Source organism: Aeromonas sp. FDAARGOS 1417 (assembly GCF_019046985.1).
GTDB classification, from domain to species: domain Bacteria; phylum Pseudomonadota; class Gammaproteobacteria; order Enterobacterales; family Aeromonadaceae; genus Aeromonas; species Aeromonas veronii.
In genome coordinates, this window is sequence record NZ_CP077221.1 from 4528116 (window position 1) to 4547695 (window position 19580).

Annotated in this window: 19 protein-coding genes; 15 read left to right on the plus strand and 4 right to left on the minus strand. The window is 59.9% G+C overall.

Annotated features, from left to right (window positions below):
* Positions 1 to 419 precede the first annotated feature (419 nt).
* Both I6L47_RS21055 and I6L47_RS21060 read left to right on the plus strand, forming a co-directional pair.
* On the plus strand, positions 420 to 1436 hold the full coding sequence (locus I6L47_RS21055; RefSeq protein WP_216948281.1) for a lipoate--protein ligase A: 1017 nt from the start codon (positions 420 to 422) through the stop codon (positions 1434 to 1436).
* 222 nt (positions 1437 to 1658) lie between these two features.
* Positions 1659 to 3353: a pyridoxal-dependent decarboxylase gene (locus tag I6L47_RS21060; protein ID WP_216948282.1), complete on the plus strand. Its 1695-nt coding sequence runs from the start codon at positions 1659 to 1661 to the stop codon at positions 3351 to 3353.
* Positions 3354 to 3511: 158 nt separating this feature from the next.
* Here the strand turns inward: I6L47_RS21060 and I6L47_RS21065 are convergent, their stop codons facing one another.
* The 4 genes from I6L47_RS21065 to I6L47_RS21080 form a co-directional block, all read right to left on the minus strand.
* The gene (locus tag I6L47_RS21065) at positions 3512 to 4141 is read right to left on the minus strand and encodes an NAD(P)H-binding protein (RefSeq protein WP_216948283.1); all 630 of its coding nucleotides are present in this window, start codon (positions 4139 to 4141) and stop codon (positions 3512 to 3514) included.
* 184 nt (positions 4142 to 4325) lie between these two features.
* A complete protein-coding gene (gene bamE, locus I6L47_RS21070; protein ID WP_005337980.1) occupies positions 4326 to 4664 on the minus strand; it encodes an outer membrane protein assembly factor BamE in 339 nt (112 codons plus the stop codon).
* Positions 4665 to 4789: 125 nt separating this feature from the next.
* Positions 4790 to 5494, minus strand: coding sequence for a DUF1566 domain-containing protein (locus I6L47_RS21075; RefSeq protein WP_216948284.1), 705 nt, complete (start codon positions 5492 to 5494; stop codon positions 4790 to 4792).
* A gap of 1 nt (position 5495) precedes the next feature.
* Entirely contained in the window at positions 5496 to 8501 is a 3006-nt protein-coding gene (locus I6L47_RS21080; RefSeq protein ID WP_216948285.1) for a DUF1566 domain-containing protein, read from the minus strand.
* Between the two features lie 221 nt (positions 8502 to 8722).
* Between I6L47_RS21080 and I6L47_RS21085 the strand changes: the two genes are divergently transcribed.
* From I6L47_RS21085 to I6L47_RS21145, 13 genes are read left to right on the plus strand one after another with little or no spacing between them, the layout of a single operon-like run.
* Positions 8723 to 8926, plus strand: coding sequence for a Flp family type IVb pilin (locus I6L47_RS21085; protein ID WP_064341479.1), 204 nt, complete (start codon positions 8723 to 8725; stop codon positions 8924 to 8926).
* Positions 8926 to 9339 (plus strand): prepilin peptidase, encoded by a 414-nt coding sequence (locus tag I6L47_RS21090; protein ID WP_216948286.1) that lies wholly within the window; start codon positions 8926 to 8928, stop codon positions 9337 to 9339. The genes I6L47_RS21085 and I6L47_RS21090 overlap by 1 nt, the downstream gene beginning before the upstream one ends.
* A 9-nt stretch (positions 9340 to 9348) precedes the next feature.
* A complete protein-coding gene (gene cpaB / locus I6L47_RS21095) occupies positions 9349 to 10239 on the plus strand; it encodes a Flp pilus assembly protein CpaB (protein ID WP_216948287.1) in 891 nt (296 codons plus the stop codon).
* 19 nt (positions 10240 to 10258) lie between these two features.
* On the plus strand, positions 10259 to 11656 hold the full coding sequence (locus I6L47_RS21100; RefSeq protein WP_216949399.1) for a type II and III secretion system protein family protein: 1398 nt from the start codon (positions 10259 to 10261) through the stop codon (positions 11654 to 11656).
* 11 nt (positions 11657 to 11667) lie between these two features.
* Positions 11668 to 12216 carry a pilus assembly protein FlpD gene (locus I6L47_RS21105; RefSeq protein WP_216948288.1) on the plus strand — a complete coding sequence of 183 codons (549 nt, stop codon included), beginning with the start codon at positions 11668 to 11670 and terminating at the stop codon, positions 12214 to 12216.
* Between the two features lie 3 nt (positions 12217 to 12219).
* Positions 12220 to 13353 carry a P-loop NTPase gene (locus tag I6L47_RS21110; RefSeq protein WP_216948289.1) on the plus strand — a complete coding sequence of 378 codons (1134 nt, stop codon included), beginning with the start codon at positions 12220 to 12222 and terminating at the stop codon, positions 13351 to 13353.
* Positions 13353 to 14666: a CpaF family protein gene (locus I6L47_RS21115; protein WP_216948290.1), complete on the plus strand. Its 1314-nt coding sequence runs from the start codon at positions 13353 to 13355 to the stop codon at positions 14664 to 14666. Before I6L47_RS21110 ends, I6L47_RS21115 begins: the two co-directional genes overlap by 1 nt.
* The gene (locus I6L47_RS21120; protein ID WP_216948291.1) at positions 14663 to 15547 is read left to right on the plus strand and encodes a type II secretion system F family protein; all 885 of its coding nucleotides are present in this window, start codon (positions 14663 to 14665) and stop codon (positions 15545 to 15547) included. Before I6L47_RS21115 ends, I6L47_RS21120 begins: the two co-directional genes overlap by 4 nt.
* A 3-nt stretch (positions 15548 to 15550) precedes the next feature.
* Positions 15551 to 16435: a type II secretion system F family protein gene (locus I6L47_RS21125; RefSeq protein ID WP_216948292.1), complete on the plus strand. Its 885-nt coding sequence runs from the start codon at positions 15551 to 15553 to the stop codon at positions 16433 to 16435.
* 19 nt (positions 16436 to 16454) lie between these two features.
* On the plus strand, positions 16455 to 17213 hold the full coding sequence (locus I6L47_RS21130) for a lipopolysaccharide assembly protein LapB (protein ID WP_216948293.1): 759 nt from the start codon (positions 16455 to 16457) through the stop codon (positions 17211 to 17213).
* Complete coding sequence (locus I6L47_RS21135; protein WP_216948294.1) at positions 17210 to 17683, plus strand: TadE/TadG family type IV pilus assembly protein; 474 nt, start codon at positions 17210 to 17212, stop codon at positions 17681 to 17683. The genes I6L47_RS21130 and I6L47_RS21135 overlap by 4 nt, the downstream gene beginning before the upstream one ends.
* Positions 17684 to 17736: 53 nt before the next feature.
* Positions 17737 to 18171, plus strand: coding sequence for a pilus assembly protein FlpK (locus I6L47_RS21140; protein WP_302056608.1), 435 nt, complete (start codon positions 17737 to 17739; stop codon positions 18169 to 18171).
* Positions 18171 to 19553 carry a vWA domain-containing protein gene (locus tag I6L47_RS21145; protein WP_216948296.1) on the plus strand — a complete coding sequence of 461 codons (1383 nt, stop codon included), beginning with the start codon at positions 18171 to 18173 and terminating at the stop codon, positions 19551 to 19553. Before I6L47_RS21140 ends, I6L47_RS21145 begins: the two co-directional genes overlap by 1 nt.
* The last annotated feature ends 27 nt before the right edge of the window (positions 19554 to 19580 follow it).

Consider the following 19580-nt stretch of genomic DNA (forward strand, 5'->3'; position numbering starts at 1 on the left):
CTCGGGAGCGGTGTCTAGGCTAGATTCAAGCAATTTTGTGTCACCTGCAAGGGGAGAAAAGGCGTTTGCAATAGGGTATAGGGGGGTTGGAAAGTCATTTTTGTGTCGTTCATCACACGGGATGGATACATGCCGTTTTTTTGCAAGTTATGTGACCAATAAGAGAGTCATATGGCCTATCGAAGTGGTCGCATTCTAGCCACTTTTTCCCGTTTTTATTGCTGTCATTGTGGCTTGACTGCATTTTTTTCGTGGTTGCACGTCAAGCTGTGTCGTTATATCAATAGATACTTTTATGGGGCAGTCAGGTGTGACACAAATGTATCGCGGCTGCTGCGCACCGGTTAATGTGCGACAGCTCAGTGATGGTACCCCGTCAGTGTTATCATGCTGCCCCCAGTTCCGGATAAGGTCTTTTTATGTCCCGCTTGCGTCTGCTTGTCTCCGACTCTCACGATCCCCTGTTCAATCTGGCCGTTGAGGAGTGCATCTTCCGCCAGATGGACCCCGGCCAGCGGGTGCTGTTCCTCTGGCGCAACGCCAATACCGTGGTGATCGGCCGAGCCCAGAACCCGTGGAAGGAGTGCAATACCCGCCGCATGGAAGAGGACGGGGTGACCCTGGCGCGTCGCAGCAGCGGTGGCGGCGCCGTGTTCCACGACCTTGGCAACAGCTGCTTCACCTTCATGGCGGGCAAGCCGGAGTATGACAAGAGCGTCTCCACCGCCATCGTGCTGGACGGGCTCAAACGATTGGGGATCGAGGCCTTTGCCTCCGGTCGCAACGATCTGCTGGTGGCGACCCCGGACGGGGAGCGCAAGGTATCGGGGTCGGCCTATCGGGAGACTCTGGATCGCGGGTTTCACCACGGCACCCTGCTGCTGGATGCCGATCTCGGCCGCCTTGCCAACTACCTCAACCCCGACCCCAAGAAGCTGGCGGCCAAGGGGATCACCTCGGTGCGCAGCCGGGTGGCCAATCTGTGCGAACTGCTGCCGGGGATCGACCATCAACAGGTGAGCAAGGCGCTGCAGGAGGCCTTTTTCCACCATTACGGCGCGCGAGTTGAGCCCGAGCATATCTCCCCCGAGCAGATGCCGGATCTGCCGGGCTTTGCCGAGACCTTCGCCCGTCAGCGCAGTTGGGAGTGGAACTATGGTCATGCCCCGGCGTTCAGCCATCTGCTGGAGGAGCGGTTCAGCTGGGGCGGGGTGGAGTTGCACTTTGATGTGGAGAAGGGGGTCATCACCCGGGCACAGCTCTTTAGCGATACTCTGGAGCCGGCCCCGTTTGATCTGCTGGTGGCCGAACTGGCGGGTTGCGGCTATCGACCGGACGCTGTCGCCGCGCGTCTGCAGCCCTGGTTGGCGGCCTTCCCGCAGCAGCAGAGCGAGCTGGCGGAGTTTGCCCGGTGGCTGTTGGCCTCCCTGCGTTGAGGGGGCGCTGTGCTGATGGCGGTCTGGTAGTAAGGACTCTGTCAGCCTGGATGGGAGCAAGATCACGAAATATAAAGAGGCGCCTCAAAGGCGCCTTTTTGCCAGCCCTTGTGATGACTGATACATGACAAAAAGTAGGGTAGACCATTAGATATTGTCACTGTCGGCCCCGCTGCCTCAGGGGTATAACGGCCGCACATTTGCTGTACTAATGGTATAAAAATGAGTGACTTAGTTTATCTGCAAGACGAAAGCGTCAATGCCGTCCACCCCGATTTTTCAGCCCGTTTCGCCACAGTCAAAGCCAACTTTTTCTCGCGCAATCCCGATCTCTGGCCCGTTTTTCGCGAACCCGGATTTGCCACCCTCAACGAATTTCGGGCCCGTAGTCTGGCGCCGGATGCCCGTTTGAATGCCTGGCCTGATGGCCGCGCCCGCCTGGCCGATCTCTGCGAGACCATGCCGGTGCCCGCCACCATGCGTACCCCGGGCGAGCCCATGGCCGAGCTGCTGTTTGCCGCCGCGCTGTCGAAGGATTGGGAGAACCCCTCCAGCGTCGAGAACGTCATCACCATGTCGGCAGATCCCGCCATCTACGGCGCCCAGCTGGGCATTCTGGCCAACCCCAATCTGGTTTACTCCGAATATGCCGGAGTGGCCGAGGAGCTGGAGAAGAAGGTGGTGCGCCAGATTGCGCTGCTGGCAGGCTATGACCCCGAGCGGGCCACCGGCATCTTCACCCAGGGGGGGACCTTCTGTAACCTCTACGGCTACCTGCTCGGCATTCGCAAAACCTTGCCGGAGGCCAAGCACAAGGGGCTCGGTCACTATCAGGATTACCGCATCATCAACTCCCAGGGGGGGCATTACTCCAACATCACCAACCTCTCCCTGCTCGGGGTCGACATCGAGAACAAGACCATCCGCATTCAGGTCGGCGAGAACAACGACATCGATCTCGACCACCTCGAGCGCACCCTGACCGCCTGTTTTGCCCTCAAACACGTGGTGCCCACCATCATGCTCACCATGGGCACCACCGACACCTTCGGTGTGGATCAGGTGAAACCCGTGTTCGAGCTGCGCAATCGCCTCTGCGAGCAGTTCGAGGTGGCGGTCAAGCCCCATATCCACGTCGATGCCGCCATCGGCTGGTCGATGATCTTCTTCCTGGGTTACGACTTTGCCGCCAACCCGCTCGCCATCAACAGCGCGACTCTGGCGGGGATCGAGCGCAACGTGGCGCGCTTTGCCGAGCTCAAATATGCCGACTCCTTCACCGTCGACTTCCAGAAGTGGGGCTATGTGCCCTACACCTCCAGTCTGGTGATGATCAAGGAGCAGGATGACCTCAAGGCGATGGAGAATGACCCGGAGAACTTCTCCTACTTCGAGCGGGACATTCAGGGCCAGACCCACCTGCAATCCACCATCGAGTGCTCCCGCGGCGCGAGCGGTCTGTTCGGTGCCTATGCGGCGCTCAACTACATGGGGGTCGAGGGATATCGCACCGTGCTGGCCCACTGCCTGCAAAATGCCAACTACTTCCGCTATCGCCTGAGCCAGCTTGGCAACGTCAAGCTGGTGGCGCAGGAGAATCAGGGGCCGAGCGTCGGCTTCAAGATCTACAACCCCGAGTGGGTGAGCGATCCGGAAGCCGAGTTCGCCTTCGAGCTGGCCCGCTCAAGCGACCCTGCCTACAAGGCGCGACTGCAGCGCAATACCGACTATCACCGCAGCCTGTTCAAGGGGCGCGGCAAGGTGGGGCTCTACACCAACTGGGTGGAGGCGGTGGCCCATTCCGACTATGACGCACGGGGCAAATACTCCTACATCGCAGGGGAGAAGGCGGTCTTTATGAATCCTGCCTGCACCCGCGAGCAGATCGACGCCTTTATCGACCATATTCGCGGTTGATGGATGTTGCCCTGACAGCCGAGCGCGGCCTGTGATGGCAAGAGGCGGTCAGGGTACCTCGCCAACAGACAAACAAAGGGCAAGCCAATTGGCTTGCTCTTTTGTTTTTGCGGCTCTGTTTTTGCAGCACAGTACGTAAGTAGTGGGGAAGGCCGGGTTCAGAGTGCCAGCAGTTGCTCGTTTTCGACAATCTCGCTCCCGGCGGGTTGCCGGGAGAGGGTAATCATGGCGTGGGCCACCTGACGGGCCTCGATGGCGCGCCAGCGGGCGAGCTTGCCCACCAGCAGCGGCCGAAACAGCGGATAGATGGTCTGAAAGATCTGCTCGGAGAGGCGCGGTGGCTGGCGATCTCCGAGCAGCATAGCGGGCCGTACGATGGCGAGCCGTGGCCAGGATTGGTCCAGAAGGGCCTGCTCCATCTCCCCCTTGGTTCGCGGATAGAGAGCCGGGGAACTTGTGTTGGCTCCCATGCTCGAGACCACGATGAGCCGTTGACAACCGTGGCGACGGGCCAGCTCGGCAAAGGCGACCACATAGTCGAGATCGACCCGGCGAAACGCCTCGGCAGAGCCCGCCTCCTTGCGGGTGGTACCGAGGGCACAGAAGGCAATATCCACCGGGCGGGAGAGGGTGACGCTGGCCAGATCATCAAAATTGACCGGCAGCCAGTGGTGCGCCTCCTTGCCCGGCTTGCGACAGAGCAGGGTCAGTTCATGTTCGGCAGGCAGTTGCTGCACCAGTTCGCGACCGATCAGGCCGCTGGCTCCGGCAATCAGGATCCGGCTCATGGGGATTCTCCCTGTGTCGTTCGATAATGTTGATGCCATGGTGGCTGTTCATCAGCATCAGGCAATTTGCGGGCAGCTGCAATGGTAGGAGATGACACGACATCCCCTGACAGGATAACGGGCAAGATAGATAGTGCGGAGGCTGGATAAAACAAAACCGGCGCGAGGCCGGTTTTGCGGGATATCAGAGCGGGGTATTGAAAGCTGCTGGCAGCGGGAAGTCACCCGTCACTGTGGTCAGCCTGTCATTGGCAAAGGTGACGGTGAGTTCTTTGCGTTCCTTGTCGCCGTGGCCTGGCTGGAATTCATAGAGGTAATACCAAGTGTTGGGGTCAAAGCCGTCGCGCAGCATGGGGGTCCCCAGCACATAGCTGACCTGCTCGCGGGTCATCCCCTGGCGCAGTTTGTCGACCTGTTTTTGTTCCACATAGTTGCCCTGGGGAATATCGATACGATAGACCAGGCTGCAACCGGAGAGGGTGAGGGCGGTCAAAGCCGCGGCAATCAGGTGTTTCATCCGCATATCGAGTTCAGATCATCCATTCAAGTCTTTTTACGCTGACCGAATCATACCTACTCCCTTGGCGGAAGTAAAAAGCCAAGGCAAAAATTGCCAAAGGGAGTTACCTCCCTTTGGCCAGCACGGCGTCATTCACTGTGGCTAGGGATTGGCCTGACGAGCCTAAGCATAGGTGCGCTGTAACCGCCTTCATTAAACACTTCATGTGATGGTTCGAACTGAAGGTAGTTGTATCCATCTCCGGAGGAACTGTCTGAAATAAACTGGAGCATGGTTAAGGCATTGCTTTGCTCGGTGAGCTTGTTGCAAGCCTGTGTCTGCTCTTCGGTCGGCTTAATATACTTATGGGTCACCGGATCATATCTGGCTTCACACGCACGCTGTTTGAGGGTTTCAGTATCTGCGGCCAGCTGAGGGTCTGGAAAGCCCACTGCGCTGTAGGTACCAGGTTGGCACTGAGGGTTGTAGAGGGTAAACAGCTCCTTGATGTCTGGGGCCCGCCAAGGGTGTGCAGGGGTGTTCAGCCGGTCGTTGGCCTGCATGATGATGGTCATCAAGGGGTTGTCACTCGGGTTTGCTCTGCTGTTGATCACCTCAGGCATGCCTTCACAGCCAGAGCCATTATCACTGACTTGTTGGCCGTAGGGGCAGTAGAGCCACTGCAGACCGGTGGCTCTGTCGTTGACCACCTGCAGCTTGCCTTCGGCCGTGTCGATCAGTTCGCTAACGAAACGGGTATCATCGTCCTGATAGCCAGGCAGACATACACGGGCCAGGCTTGCTACTGGCAACAGGGCGGCAGTTAGTAACAGAGGGAAGAGAGAGTGGTGCATTTTATTCTCCTGTGACCTTGAAGCCATCGCTCACCAGCATGACGTGGTGGGGTTGATACTGGCGGGCAATGCTGCCACGTAGCTGGGTAGTTGGGCGAACCTGGTAAGCATCTGGTCCGCCGTCATCTTTCTCCCAGGTGCCGATGGGGCGACTGACCGGCATCACATCCGAGGTCCAGAAGCCGTAGAAGATCGTCTCTACCGCGTTCCACTGACCATAAGTGACAGATAGTCCTGAATTGAATGGGAAGTAGCGGGTGTCGAGGGCAATGGGGTTATCCCGGGTCAGGGTCATGATGCCGTAGAATTCCTGCTGGCTGGGGGCGCGCCAGTTGGAGAGGCCGCATAGCTTGCTCTGGTTGACTTGGCTTATCTGGCGTTTCAGGTTGCAGCGGCTGCGGTCACTAGCCAGAGCACCACTTTGCGGGTCATAGCAGCTGCCGTTGAAGGCGTTGTTGCTCTGGATATCGTCATAGGCAAACAGGCTTTTGTCATCGTGCAGGGAAGATTCGCCATCCTTGTGTTGTACCTTGGTCTCCCACACCAGCCCACTCAGGGCGTCGGCCACGCAGGCAAACGGCATCTGTTTGTAGGAGAGATCCTGGCGTGGCAGGGGATCTCCCCGGTTGTCCAGCTTGATGTAGCGAGCGCCGAGCACTCCATCCAGATTGCTGTTGACCGCTTGTCCACTCAAGGGATCGCAGCGGCTATCCAAGTCCCGGCCACGCTTGCCATCATCTAGCCCCATGCTGTGGGTGATACGGGTATCGGCCACATGCAACTGCCCGGCTCGGTAGGTCAGTGGGGCACTGATGGTGCCACCCTCGCTCATCACTCTTATCTGGTAGTCCTGATAGTGAGGGAGACCCTTGAGGGTGATGCGAGTCAGCTGGCTGATGTCTTGCTGTTCGGCGTTTTCAATATGTTCAAACGGGGTTTTCCCCCAGCCAATTCGATACTGACTCACTCCCTCCTGGGGTTGCCAGCCGATGGTGACCCAGTGGCTACCATCCTGATCACGGCCCTGGCCCAGAATAGCCAGGCCGATCACTTGATCTGACAACACCTCGCGCTGACAGACAGGGGATATGGGGCTGTTGGGGTAGGGGGTGAGCCAGCTACCAGCTGTGCTGGTTCCGGGATAGAGAAGAGCATCGCTTTCCGAGTTGCGGATCAGACCGGTCGCCGCCTTGATGATGTGGGAGATGTTCTTGTCTGGATTGGCATTCAACAGGGGGCCCAGCCCGCTATTGTCGGCGATGGTGGTTTCCAGTTTGAACAGGTCCGGTATCTGATTGTTGCGGGACACGGTTGAATATTCATTGGCCATGTTGATCTCCAGCCAGCTCAGCAGTTGCTGGCGAAAATCAGTGCCCTCGATCAGGTTGACAGGTTGCTGCCAGAGCTCCCCCTCGGTCTGCAGGGCAACCATGGCTGCCAGTAGCTCAACCTGATGCCTCGGTAGTGCCTTGAGTTTTTGATCCAGCTCCGCCAGGGTCCAGGCTTGCCAGTCCAGGAAAGAGCCCATGCCGGCACTGAGGGTGGTTTTGAGCAGCAGAGCCCACTGCGCCGTGGTGGTATAGCCCACATTGAGGCGTGGGTATTCGTTGGCACCGAGCATGCCATCGCGATTTTCATCGCGCTTGACCAGCTCGCAGAAAGAGCCGAGCACCGAGCGCAGTTCCACCTCACTCTTGGCATCCTGTACCACCAGGGTCAGGGTGTCTTCCATCAGGTCATCACTGGTCTCGCGGCTGCCCGGTTTGCAACTGGCGAAGCTGTTGTTGAGGTCAGCGAGCGTGAGCGTGATGCTGTACTGGTTGCCCTGCTTGATGAGAAGAGACTCTTGCATCTGACCACTCTGGGCCATTACCGCAAGCCGTTGTGGGCGAATGGGGCGTTCGGGTTTGAAATAGTGGGCATTGAGCCCATCGTGGTTGGGTTTGGCGCCGATCTCTACCGATACCGATGCTTCGCTCAGACGAGAGGGGAATTGTCCCAGCAAGGTCAGTTTGCGCTGTGGGTAGAAGGTGGTGAGCAGCTGGTAGGTCGCTGTGCGGGAATCCAGTTTCTCCATGGCAGCGAGGGCATCGTTCAGCCGGGCTTCGGCGTCGTCAGGTAATGTTGTGCCTTGGCTGGCGGCCAGTGTCGCCAGGTGTTCAAACAGGGTGGATGTCGGGTTGGACTGTTGCTGGCTAACCAGTGCAGTTGCCAACTCACCGAGCTGCTGAGCCGGGTTCGGCATATCGCCGTTCAGGGTCAACTGCAGCAAGGCGGTGAGATCTCGGGCAAAACGGTGATTGAGATGAGGGTCACTGAAGAGCTGGCCAGAGACATCCTGTTTTCCCTCCTGCTTTTGCAGCGCCGCGATGATGCTCTGATATGCCAGCGGCATGGGGGAGAGGTGCAGGCGAGGACTCTCTTGCTCGGTGATGATGCCATCCCCGTTTTGATCCTGTTTGAGCAGTTGTGTCAGCGTAGGCAATTCACTGCTGAGGGATAGCGCGCTGTTCTGACGGTGGCTGGCGACGAGGCGCAGCGCCTTGTCTTGTGGCCATTGGCTCAATTTCAGTTTGAAGCCGAAACTGCCATCAGCCTGAGCGCTCTGGGTGACGCAGACCTTGTCGGCACAGAGCTGAATATCAAATTGTCCACCCTGTTCGTGAGTCAGCGGCAGTGCGCCGGCCAGATCCAGCGAAGTGGGTGGGGCGGGCTGTGTCGTCTCCGTTGTTGGTTGGCCCGATTGGTCTGGTGCAGTTGTTCCCGAGTCGCTACCTGAGCTCCCTCCGCTGCTACTGCTGGTGCTTCCTCCGCTGGCAGTACCTCCAGCTGTGCCCGGGTTGTTGCCACTTCCGCTATCCGGTGTGGTGGGTTGCTGGTTGCTACCGCTTCCTCCGCTGTTGCTTGCGTTATTTCCCGCCTGCTCGGGGCTGCCCAGCTCTGCCTTGCATGCCAGCAATGTGGCGCAGCAAAGGAGCAATAGCAGTGGTTTCGTTGTCCTGAACACGTTCGACTCCGTTATTGTTGTTTAGATTATTAATCTGCCAAGTCCGGTTTTTAGCGCGTAAATGAAACCCATTGCAGATGCTTTTGCTGTTAACTTAGTTAGATTTGCAAATTCACTCTGCGAATTATTTCATTTGGTGATAATGATATTGATTCTCGTTTGCGATCTCAATATCATCTTGTCGTTGTTTAATTTCAGGCATAAAAAAACAGGGACAAAAAATGACGATGCGAGTTTGGGATTACCTTCGTGACTACATGAAGGATGAAAGAGGTGCCACAGCCATTGAGTACGGCATCCTGGCTGCAGGATTGGCGGCCGGGATCCTGGCCATATTTGGCTCGGACGGGATCTTCATCACGGCGTTGAAGGAGAAGTTCACCGCCATTGTTGCCGGGTTGAATATGGACGCGGCTGGCAAGTGATGGCGTGGGGGCAATGGCTCGCCATACTGATGGCCTGCTGGTGTCTGGTCAGTGATTTGTTCGAACGGCGGATCCCCAATCTGGCGGTGCTGGTACTGGCCCTCTGGGTTGGCTGGTTGTTGCCGTTCAATCCGCTGTCACTGGTGTTGGCCATACTGACCTTGCTGTTGGGGCTGGTTGCCTATCACCAAGGTTGGTGTGGCGCCGGGGACAGTAAGTTGCTGGCGGTCTGCCTCTATGGGGCAGGCGAGCAATGGCCCGAATTATTGCTGTTGATGGCGTTCTCCGGTGGCCTGCTCAGCCTGGTGTGTTTGATCCATAGCCGCCTGCGCCCTTCACCCAATCCAACTACTGTGCCTTATGGGGTTGCCATCCTCTGGGCGACAGCTCTGACCACACCTCTATTTATGTAGTCACACCTTATGAAGAAACTCTTTTTGCTTATCGCTGCACTGCTGGTGCTGGCGGCGATGCTGGCTACCTTGTGGCCAGCTGAACCTGCGCCGCAGAGCGGTGCATCCCCACGGGATCCGCCAGCAGAATCGTTGGCGCCGGATCGGGTGGCCCAAGTGCTGGTTGCCGCCCATCGGGTGCAGGCCGGCTCTTTCATCCATCCCGAAGATCTGCGCTGGCAAGCCCTTCCCGAAGCCGAAGAGAGGAACCTGCCGGGTCTCTTTCTGTTTGGTTTTACCGATACCAAGGCCCTCAAAGGGAGTCTGGTGACCCGCACGCTGGAGGCGGGCCAGATAGTCTCTGCCGATGATCTGGTTCGTCCCGAGCAGAGTCACTATCTCTCCGCCATGATGGCGCCGGGCATGCGAGCGGTAACGCTGGCGTTGGGGAGGGAGGCGGCCAGCCACGGCCTGATCCGGCCCGGTAACCGGGTGGATGTGATCCTCACCAGCAAGCATGCGCGTCAGCACAATGCCCAAGGGGCAGAGGTAACCAGCAATCAGTCGGCCGAGATCATTCTGACCGATATCAAACTGCTGGCCATCGACGCCCAGGTGACCGATATCGCCGCGCTCAACGGCAATCCTGCGGCACAGGATAACTTCGACCAGGTCGCCGTGACCTTCGAGTTGCCCCCCCGGGCGGCAGCACGCTTGTTGCTGGCACATCGCTTGGGAGAGCTGGCTCTGGTACTGCGTTCGGCACAGACCGCACCGGCGGGCAACCCTGCGATGGCGCTGCCAGAGGGGAGTCTGATATGGGCTGAACAGGTCGCTCGCGGCCAGAACCCGAGAGCCATTCCAGGTCATGGGGTCAAGATCAGTTATGGCGACGGCAAAGACCGAACCCGCCAACCCTAATCAACACAGAAAGGAAATGATGTTGCGAACATTTGCCATATTGCTCGCCATGCTGCCGCTCTGGGCCGCAGCCGCCGAGAGCCTGACGCTCACTCCCGAGCAATCTACCCTGCTCAATTTTGATGAACCTGTGCTGGATGCATTTGTGGCCAATTCGGAGTTGGTCAGAGTGCACAGCCCCTCTGATCAGCAGTTGCTGATCTATGGCCGCAAGGTGGGCAACACCGATCTGGTGGTGACAGCCCTCGATGGCCGAACCCTGGGTCACTATCGGGTAACCGTCGTCGCTGATCTCGCACCGCTTGAACAGCTGGCCCGTCAGCATTTCCCCCAGAGTCGACTCACCTTTAGCGAGTCGGGCGGTGCCATCGTAGTGGCAGGAGAGGTGACCAGCCCGCTGCAGGCGCACGAAATCCTCAGCATGGTGGAAGGCTTTGCCAAGGGACTGCAACCGCAATCCGTTGCCCAGAGTACGGTGACGGCCCCTGCGCCTCCGGCGGGTAACCAGGATGAAGGTGCCGCTGTCGCCGGTGGGGGCAGCGGTCAGTACGCCAATGTCATCAACCAGCTGCGACTGGCCGGATCGGATCAAATCAACATATCGGTGCGCATCGTCGAGATGCAGCGTACTACCAGTGAACAGCTGGGGCTGCGCTGGAGCGCGATGGGGGAGTATCTGCAGTTGGGTGTCTCGCCGGGTAACCGTTTCCCGAAGCCGCTGGCGCGAGGCAGCTGGAGCGGCAAGAAAGATGTGGTCTACATCAACGCCATCATCGATGCGCTGGTGGAAAACAGCCTGGTCAATGTACTGGCCGAGCCCAACCTGACGGCCAAATCGGGAGAGGCGGCGACCTTTATGTCCGGCGGTGAGTTCCCCTTTCCGGTTGGCAACGGGGATAACGGGCCCGAGATTGAGTTCAAGAAGTTCGGCATCTCGCTGGAGCTGACGCCGACCTTGCTCGACAACAACCGCATCAGCCTGACGGTCTCCCCGGAAGTATCGACCCTGAGCCGGGAGAACAGCGTCACCATTGCCGGGGTCGTGGTACCGGGCATCGAGACGCGTCGTACCACCACCACCATCGAACTGGCTGACGGTCAGAGCTTTGCGCTGGCAGGTCTGGTGCGCAGCCATCGCAACCAGAATAACGAAGCGCTGCCCTTCCTGGGAGAGATCCCCGGGCTGGCCCCCTTCTTTGGCAGCAACAGCTTCAAAAATCAGGAGAGCGAGCTGGTGATCATCGCCACCGCCCGTCTGGTGCAGCCCACCAGCGATCCCCTCTCCCTGTCGACGCCGCTGGATCACTACCGGGCACCGAGTCGCTTCGAGCGACTGTTCTTCACCGACATGGGGTCAACCCAATTGCCGGCGGCGCAGACAACCCGCCTGTTCGGCAACTATGGCTACAGCTACTGAGGAGGATGACCATGTTGAAAGAGACGCTGTTGCTGGCCATGACGTTGCCGTTACTGGCTTGTACCACCCCACCTCCGGCTGCCCCTCTCAAGGATCAGTTGCAATTCCGGGTTGCCCCGCAGCAGTTGCAACAGCAGTTGCAATGGCAACTGGCCCCCTTGGCCAATCGGCTGGAGGCGGGCACCGTCACGCTGCAGATCAGCGGGCCGCAGCCAGCAAGCCGTGCGCCAACGCCGGAGGCGCTGCGCCAGCAACTGGCTCAGTGGCTGGCGCTCGATACCCGGCTCATCTTCACCCCGACCGGGCAAGGTGATTATCAGGTGCTACTCGATGCCACCTTACAGCCGGATAGCTGCCGTTATGCCAGAGGCGGGGCGTCAGCCCCTGCCAGCGCCTGTCTGGTGCTGCGCAATCAATATCGTGCCCAAAGCCATGGCGAGCACTGGGCTCGTGGTGCCCGTTATGACGGCAGTGGTAGCGCCCTCGATGCCGGCGCGGTACAGCGCCTCTATCAGGGCAAGGCCAAGTCGGCCAAGAAACAGCAGACGACCGGGGAGTAAGTCATGAGTGAACAAGCCAAACGGCTGGTGGCCGTGACGCGCCAGCCCGCCTTGAGTGCCGGGGTAGAGCGGGTGATGGCCGGATTGAGCGATGTGGAGCACCTGCAACTGACGGGTTCTCTGGTGGAGGCCAGAGCGCACTGTCTGGCTCACGGGGCACCCGATATCCTGCTGGTGGAAGTGGAAAATCAGCAGACGCTGGCGGCTGATCTGGCGGCGCTTGCCGAATGTTGTCCACCCCAGATGCGGCTGGTGCTGCTGGGGGAGCGGGGAGATGTTGCCCTGTTTCGCTGGTTGGTCTCGGTGGGGGTGGATGATTACTACCCGGCGCCGCTGGATCCTGATGCGCTTCGTGCAGGTCTGTTGCGTCTGCTGGGGGTGCCGCTGGTGACCTCCTTGCGCAAAGGGAGAGTGATCTGTGTCGTGGGGGCCGCGGGTGGCGTGGGCACCAGTACCGTTTGCGCCAATCTGGCACTGGAGCTGGCAGAGCAGCATCACCGTCAGGTGGCCCTGCTGGATCTCAATCTTTATCACAGCCGTCACCCTATTTTGCTGGGCAGCGACTATGCCCCGCCCGGCGAGCAGTGGTGGCAGGCGACTGATCGGTTAGATGGCACCCTGCTGGCCCACACCGCTCATCAACTCGGGCCACGGTTGTTCCTTTTCTATGACGAGGGTGCTGAGCTGGTGCTCGGCGCCGAGCAGCTGGTGGCCGCGGTCAATGTGATGGCGGAGCACTACAGCACCCTCATTATCGATGTGCCGGACCTGCGCAGCCATGGGTTACGCGCCTTGCTGCAAGAGGCAGATGTGGTGATCTGGTTGCACGATTTCAGTCTGGGGGCATTGCGACTGTTGGGGAACTTGCCCAAAGGGGGGCAGGCTCAACGTCACCTGCTGGTAGGCAACCATTGCCGCGGCAAGGAGGGGCGAGTGCCCGCCACGGAGCTGGAACGGGTCTGTGGTCAACCTCATGCCGCCGTATTGCCTTATGACCACGGCGCCTTTGTGCGAGCCGAGCGGGCCGGCATGGCGCTTATCAAACAAAAAAGCAAACTGGCCCGAGCAATCAAGTGGCTGGCAGCCGAGCTGGTTGGCACTCAACCAGCGGGACGCCGCCGGGGAGGATTGCGCTGATGTTTGGACAAGCCAGCAATCGGCAGCCGCCGGTACAAGGGGCGCTGCTGACCATGTCTGAGGCCGCGCGCGAGGCGTTTTACGAGCTGGTGGAGCCCTCGGTGGCCGCCACCTTGCCCCGTGATGCATTGCTGGAGCGGGTCGCCAATGCCCTCGATCAGCTCTCGAGCCGCCGCATGCTCCCTTACAACCGTCAGGAGTTGCTCCTGCTGGGGCGGCAACTGGTGGACGAGATGGTGGGGGTCGGGCCGCTGCAACCCCTGCTCGACGATCCCGAGGTGTCGGACATTCTGGTCAATGGTCCGGACAAGGTCTATGTGGAGCGGCACGGCAAGCTGGTGTTATCAGGGGTGCGCTTTCGCGACCGTCAACATGTGTTCAATGTGGCGCAGCGGATCGTCAATGCGGTGGGACGGCGGGTGGATGAGTCCACCCCCATGGTGGATGCCCGTCTGGCCGATGGCAGCCGGGTCAACGTCATTGCACCGCCGATCGCCCTGTGCGGCACTTCCATCTCCATTCGTAAATTCCCGAGTAGCCGCCTGACGTTTGCTCACCTGGTGGAGAAAGGGGCCTTGTCGGACGCCATGGCCCGCTTTCTCGGTCTGGCTGCTCGCAGTCGTTTCAACGTGTTGATCTCGGGGGGGACGGGGTCGGGCAAGACCACCCTGCTCAACGCCTTGAGCAAGCACATCAACGACGACGAGCGGATCATCACCATTGAGGATGCCGCCGAGCTCTCTCTTGAACAGCCGCACTGGGTACCGCTGGAGACGCGCAACGAGAGTGCCGAAGGCAAGGGGGAGGTGAGTGTGCGGGCGCTGGTGCGAAATGCGCTGCGGATGCGGCCGGACCGGATCATCTTGGGGGAAGTGCGCGGCGCCGAGGCGTTCGACATGCTGCAGGCGATGAACACAGGACATGACGGTTCACTCTGCACCCTGCACGCCAACACACCGGAAGATGCGCTGCTGCGCCTGACCAACATGTTGCAGATGGGGGCGGAGCGCCTCTCCGAGCAGATCATTCAGGCCCAGATCGCCAGCGCGGTGGATCTGGTGGTGCAACTGGAGCGGATGCGCGATGGTCAGCGCCGCATCACTGCCATCAGTGAAATCACGGCGCTGGAGGGGGGCCAGATCAGGATGCAACCGTTGTTTCGTTTCGTGCTGGAGTCCGAGCTGCATGGCAAGTTGCAGGGGCGCTTCATGGCCCATCCGCTCTCGTCCGGGGTACAAGAAAAGGCTCGTCAGGCGGGCTTGCTAGCCGAGTTGCAGGCGTGCATGGATGAAGATGGGGAGGAGGGCGCATGAGTATGCTGTTATCCGTCTGCCTTGGCTGGGGGGTGGCTTGTCTGCTGCTCTGGCAGTGGCAGAGTCGGCGTGAAGCCTGGTTGCAACAGAGCCAGCGTTATGGCGGGCAACCGGAGTCCCGGGAGGTGGCGCGTCCCTTGCCCCAGTGGTATCAGCAGATGGTGACCATGGTGGGGCAGGAACAACTGACACGCTGGTGCTGGCAGGGGCCGGCAGGCGCCGCACTTGCCTGCATCTTGCTGGTCGCCAATGGCATGCCGCTTTGGCTGGCGTTGTTGCTGGCGGTTGGCGGGGCACTGCTGCTTGGTCTGCTGCTCTATCAACAGCTGCAACAGCGAGCGCTGGAGCAGTTTCGCACTGGCCTGCCCGAGGTGATTGACGGGATGATCCGGGCGCTGCGGGTGGGGGCGCCGCTGGCCGATATTTTCCAGCAAGTGGCACGGCAGCAGCGCGGCTTGATGTCACGGCTGTTTGCCCAGATGCACGACGAGTTGCAGGTGGGGCAACCGGTGGCGCAGGTGATGCGACAGGCGGCAAGCAGGGTCACGGTGGCCGAGTTCCAGTTTCTGACCATAGTGCTCAGCCTGCAGCAAGAGACCGGTGGTCGCCTCTCCGACGTGCTGGCACAACTGGTCGAAACCCTGCGTGCGCGTCAGACCCTGGCGGCCAGCATCCAGACCATCACCGCCGAGAGTCGCAACTCTGCCAAGGTATTGGCCGCTCTGCCTGTCATCATCCTGCTGGTGCTGTTCAGTACCGGGCGGGAGCACTTTACCTATCTGATGACCACGGCCAGCGGCCAGTGGGTGATGGGGTATGTCTCAATCAGCGTGGCGGTGGGGCTCTGGCTTATCCGCCGGCTCACGCGTCTGCAGGGGTAGGTCATGGCTGTTACCCAACTATTCGCATTGGCACTGCTGTCGCTTGCGCTTGCCGCAGTGACGGGCTGGTACGGTTACCGGCAACAACAACAGTGGCAACAACAGTGTCGCCGTTATGCCACTCTTGCTGCGGCAAAGGTGCCGGGGCGTGAGTGGCTGGCGTGGTGCGGCCGCTGTTATCCGGTGGGCGGCCGCGAGCAGGCACGCTTGCAGCAGTTACTGGCGCAAGCCGGGATCTTTGCCAGCCAGGGTTTTGACCGGTTACGGGGGGCCAAGCTGCTGGGGGGGCTGGGGTTGGCCATCATGGTGCTGACATGGCGCCTGCTGGTTGCCCCCGCCGATGGATTCACCCTGATGTGGGTACTGATGGCCTATGTGGTAGGGGCCGGTTTGCCGGAGCGCTGGCTGCAGTGGCGGGCCCGCAAGGTCAAGGCGGCTCAGCAGAAGGTGGTGCCTGATGCCATCGACCTGCTGGTGATCAGTGTCGAGGCGGGGCTTGCGCTGGATCGGGCGTTGCTGCGAGTGGGTCACTATCTGGAGGCGTTGGAGCCGGGGCTTGCCAGGCAATTCTTGCGTACTCATGCCGAGATCCAGATGCGCGGCGATCAGGCCAGCTGTCTGGCACGGCTTGCCTGGCGGACCGGCTTGCCCGAGCTGGATCGTCTCGCCAACACCTTGCAGATGGCTCAGCAGTACGGGTCGCCATTGGCCGAGACCATGCGCACCATTAGTCAGGAGGCGCGCCAGATGCGGAGACTGGCACTGGAGGAGCAGGCTGGCTCCCTGCCGGGCAAGATCACCCTCATCCAGATGGCGCTCATCATGTTGCCCATGCTGGTGCTGATCATTGCCCCCACCCTCAATTTGTTGATCAACAGCCTGCGTTGAGCAGGTGATGGAATCGGATATGAAATCAAGCTATTACCTCATTTTTATCTCGCTGCTTCTGCTGGCGGGATGCAGCAGCCATGGTGATGCATCGGCGCAGAGTCAAAGCAATGGCATGGCGGTGGCCAAGGCCGCTTTTGATTCTGCCCAGTATGAGAAGGCTGAACGCCTCTATCTGGCGCTCTTGAGCAGTGATGCCTCGCTGGAAGAGGCGCAGCTGATGCTGGCGCGAACCCGTTATCAGCAAGATAAAAAGCAGGCCGCGCGCGATGGCCTGCAACAGCTGCTAGACCGCGCTGGTCAGCAGGCCCCCGAGGCAGCCAATTATCTGGGCAAGTTTCTGCTCGATGATGGTCGTACGGAGGAGGCCGCAACCGCTTATCGTCAAGGACTCGCTTTGCCGGAGCTGACACCGTTGGCACGGGCCCGGCTCAGCAATGGGCTGGGGGTTGCCAGTCTGCGGCAGGGGGCGTTTGCCAAAGGGCGTGCGCTGTTTGAGGCGGCGGTAGCCGCTGCTCCGGATGAGCCTGACTATCGCGGCAATCTGGGATTGGGCTGGCTGATGGAGGGGAACCGGGTCGCAGCCCGTCAGGCCTTCGAGCCGCTGCTGCATTATCAGAGCCTGCCACCCCAGGTGGAGATGAACTACGCCCTGCTGCTGCTGGCCGAGGGCAATGAACCTCAGGCTCGCCTCATCCTGTCGCGCTTTCTCAGTGCCAGCCAGCTGGAACACGATATCCGGCTGCTCAAGGCGCAACTCAGAGGGCAGTCTGTGTGAATCATCAGCGTGGCGTGGCCAGCATCGAACTGGTGATCATCTTGCCACTGCTGCTGGCGTTGTTGTTGCTGGTGGTGGATGTGCTGCGGATACAGCTGCAATACAGCACCCTAGAGTATGGCCTGCGCGCGGCATTGCGGGAGCTGCAGGCCGAGTCGGCCGCTGGGCGGATCCCCTTGGCTGGCGCTATTCGGGAGCGGTTACTGAAGCAAGGGCACGGTGAATTGGCCGGGGTGGAGGTGACTGTCAGGCATCATGTGTCACTTGCAGCCATGTTGGGGCAACAAGAGGGGGGGCTGGATCCGGGCAGTGACATCCGTGCGCCTGCCGATCCCGTGCTGGAGGTGACTGCCAGACTTCGCCCCCGTTTGCTGCTGACCCCGAGCTGGCTGGTGGCCGATCGCCAGCTGGGTTATCAGAGCACCTTGTTGTTGCTGACTGACCGGTTGCCGGCAGGTGGTGCAGGATGAGCAGAACCATCACTCGACCTGCACAAAACAGAGGGAGTATCAGCATCGAGGCGATGTTGTTTATCCCCGCGCTGTTGGCCCTGCTCAGTTTTGGCAACGAGGCATTGCAACTGCTGCGCCTTGAACAGCGGTTGCACAATGTGGCCTATAACGTGACGCAGATAGTGACCCAGCAAGGGGTCACGCAGGATGCGGCGGCAGTTTCCCAGCTGGCGTTTTATCAAGGATTTGTGCAGCAGCAACTGGCGGCTCTGCATGGTGGGCAAGCGGCGTTGACCATAGAGCAGTACAACAGCGCCAGTGGTGAACTGTTGCCGCTGTTGCAGGGAAGTGGCTGTGCCGGGCAGGGCAATTGGCCGCCGCTGCGGGTTGGCACCTTGATGCGGGTGACCCTCTGCTATCGCCCGGATGTGGACGGGGGGGGCATGTTTCGCCGCCTGTGGGGCGATCGTGCATTGACCACCCACTTTATTCAGGAGGTTCACTGATGCCACTATTGTCTGAACAGCGTGGCGGCTTATCTCCGGCATTCGCATTGATGCTGGTCGGGGTATTGGCGCTGACCGGGGTCGCCATCGAGCTGGTGCGCGGTTACAACGGCCAGAGTCTGCTCAGCGCCGCTGCCGATGCAGTCATCTACTCTGCGGCAGATAGCGACACAGCCTTGCAAGATGCCCAGGCGCTGATGCAGGCCAATCTGAGCGGGCGTAATCTGCAGGTGGCTACTCCCCGCCTGAGCCAGGGAGAGCAGGGGGCGCAGGTGATCTTGCAGGGAAAAGTTCCCGCTCTGATGGATCTCTCGGCGATAGATGAAGGGGAGGAGGGGATGCCGATTGCGGCGGCTGCGCGTGCCAGCAGTGCACGAAGCCGGATCGAAGTCGCGTTGGTGCTGGATATTTCCGATTCCATGTCAGGTGCACCCATGAAGGCAATCAAGCAGGGCCTTGTCGAGTTTGGCGAGGTGCTGTTTGGTCGCGAGCGGCGCAATCAGGATCGGGTAGTCAGCATCATTCCCGCCACCGGGCTGGTCAATATCGGCGATCATCCCGAGCTGTTTCATCCCGAAAGCATCGAAATTCCCTTCGGGTTGCGGACGCTGGCAGAGGAGCGTGGTTGGCTCAATCTGTTGTCGCGAGAGGTGCCAGGGCGTCAACGCAAGGCATTCTGTGCCAGATTGCCAGAACATGTTGATGGTATCGATCGGGTGGCAGAGGTCACGCCCGGCTGGATCCGCAAACTGGAGCAGGCCCCGCGGGATGAACTGCGGCCCCATCTTTTTTACAGCACCAAGCCTCCCCCCATTGCCCGTTATGGCGATGGGACGCCCTTGCTGGCCTTTGCGCCAAAAGAAAATCCGCTGGATCGCTATCTGGAGAACCGCCGTGACAAGCTCGGTATTTTCGATGATGCAGATTGCGGGGTCAGTCCGATCCAGCCTCATCTTGCGACCCGTGCAGACTATCGTCAGGCGCTTGATACCCTCTATGCCGCATTCAATACCAACACGGCAGAGGGGGTGATGTGGGGTTGGCGGCTGCTTTCACCAGAGTGGCAGGGACGCTGGCGGCAGGGGGCGGCAGCCTTGCCGCGCCCATATGGGTTACAGGATAACCGCAAGATCATGGTGCTGTTTTCCGATGGGGAACACATGACCGAGGCGGCATTGCGGGATCGCAAGCAGTTGCTGTTATGCCGGGAGATGAAACGCAAGGGGATCCAGATCTATACGGTGGCGTTCGAAGGGGATACCCGTTTCGTGGCTCAGTGTGCCAGTGATCGCTCCCTGGCCTTCAAAGCAACCAAAAGCAATATTCGTACTGTACTGACCCGGTTGGCGAGCTCCATCAACGATGTCGTGTTGACGAAATAATGCAAAGAGGGGCCTGATCGGCCCCTC

Bases quoted from the DNA above. Each gene is read 5' to 3' on its own strand.
- I6L47_RS21055 (WP_216948281.1), top strand. From the start codon at position 420: ATGTCCCGCTTGCGTCTGCTTGTCTCCGACTCTCACGATCCCCTGTTC.
- I6L47_RS21060 (WP_216948282.1), top strand. From the start codon at position 1,659: ATGAGTGACTTAGTTTATCTGCAAGACGAAAGCGTCAATGCCGTCCAC.
- I6L47_RS21065 (WP_216948283.1), bottom strand. From the start codon at position 4,141: ATGAGCCGGATCCTGATTGCCGGAGCCAGCGGCCTGATCGGTCGCGAA.
- bamE (WP_005337980.1), bottom strand. From the start codon at position 4,664: ATGCGGATGAAACACCTGATTGCCGCGGCTTTGACCGCCCTCACCCTC.
- I6L47_RS21075 (WP_216948284.1), bottom strand. From the start codon at position 5,494: ATGCACCACTCTCTCTTCCCTCTGTTACTAACTGCCGCCCTGTTGCCA.
- I6L47_RS21085 (WP_064341479.1), top strand. From the start codon at position 8,723: ATGACGATGCGAGTTTGGGATTACCTTCGTGACTACATGAAGGATGAA.
- I6L47_RS21090 (WP_216948286.1), top strand. From the start codon at position 8,926: ATGGCGTGGGGGCAATGGCTCGCCATACTGATGGCCTGCTGGTGTCTG.
- cpaB (WP_216948287.1), top strand. From the start codon at position 9,349: ATGAAGAAACTCTTTTTGCTTATCGCTGCACTGCTGGTGCTGGCGGCG.
- I6L47_RS21100 (WP_216949399.1), top strand. From the start codon at position 10,259: ATGTTGCGAACATTTGCCATATTGCTCGCCATGCTGCCGCTCTGGGCC.
- I6L47_RS21105 (WP_216948288.1), top strand. From the start codon at position 11,668: ATGTTGAAAGAGACGCTGTTGCTGGCCATGACGTTGCCGTTACTGGCT.
- I6L47_RS21110 (WP_216948289.1), top strand. From the start codon at position 12,220: ATGAGTGAACAAGCCAAACGGCTGGTGGCCGTGACGCGCCAGCCCGCC.
- I6L47_RS21115 (WP_216948290.1), top strand. From the start codon at position 13,353: ATGTTTGGACAAGCCAGCAATCGGCAGCCGCCGGTACAAGGGGCGCTG.
- I6L47_RS21120 (WP_216948291.1), top strand. From the start codon at position 14,663: ATGAGTATGCTGTTATCCGTCTGCCTTGGCTGGGGGGTGGCTTGTCTG.
- I6L47_RS21125 (WP_216948292.1), top strand. From the start codon at position 15,551: ATGGCTGTTACCCAACTATTCGCATTGGCACTGCTGTCGCTTGCGCTT.
- I6L47_RS21130 (WP_216948293.1), top strand. From the start codon at position 16,455: ATGAAATCAAGCTATTACCTCATTTTTATCTCGCTGCTTCTGCTGGCG.
- I6L47_RS21140 (WP_302056608.1), top strand. From the start codon at position 17,737: ATGTTGTTTATCCCCGCGCTGTTGGCCCTGCTCAGTTTTGGCAACGAG.
- I6L47_RS21145 (WP_216948296.1), top strand. From the start codon at position 18,171: ATGCCACTATTGTCTGAACAGCGTGGCGGCTTATCTCCGGCATTCGCA.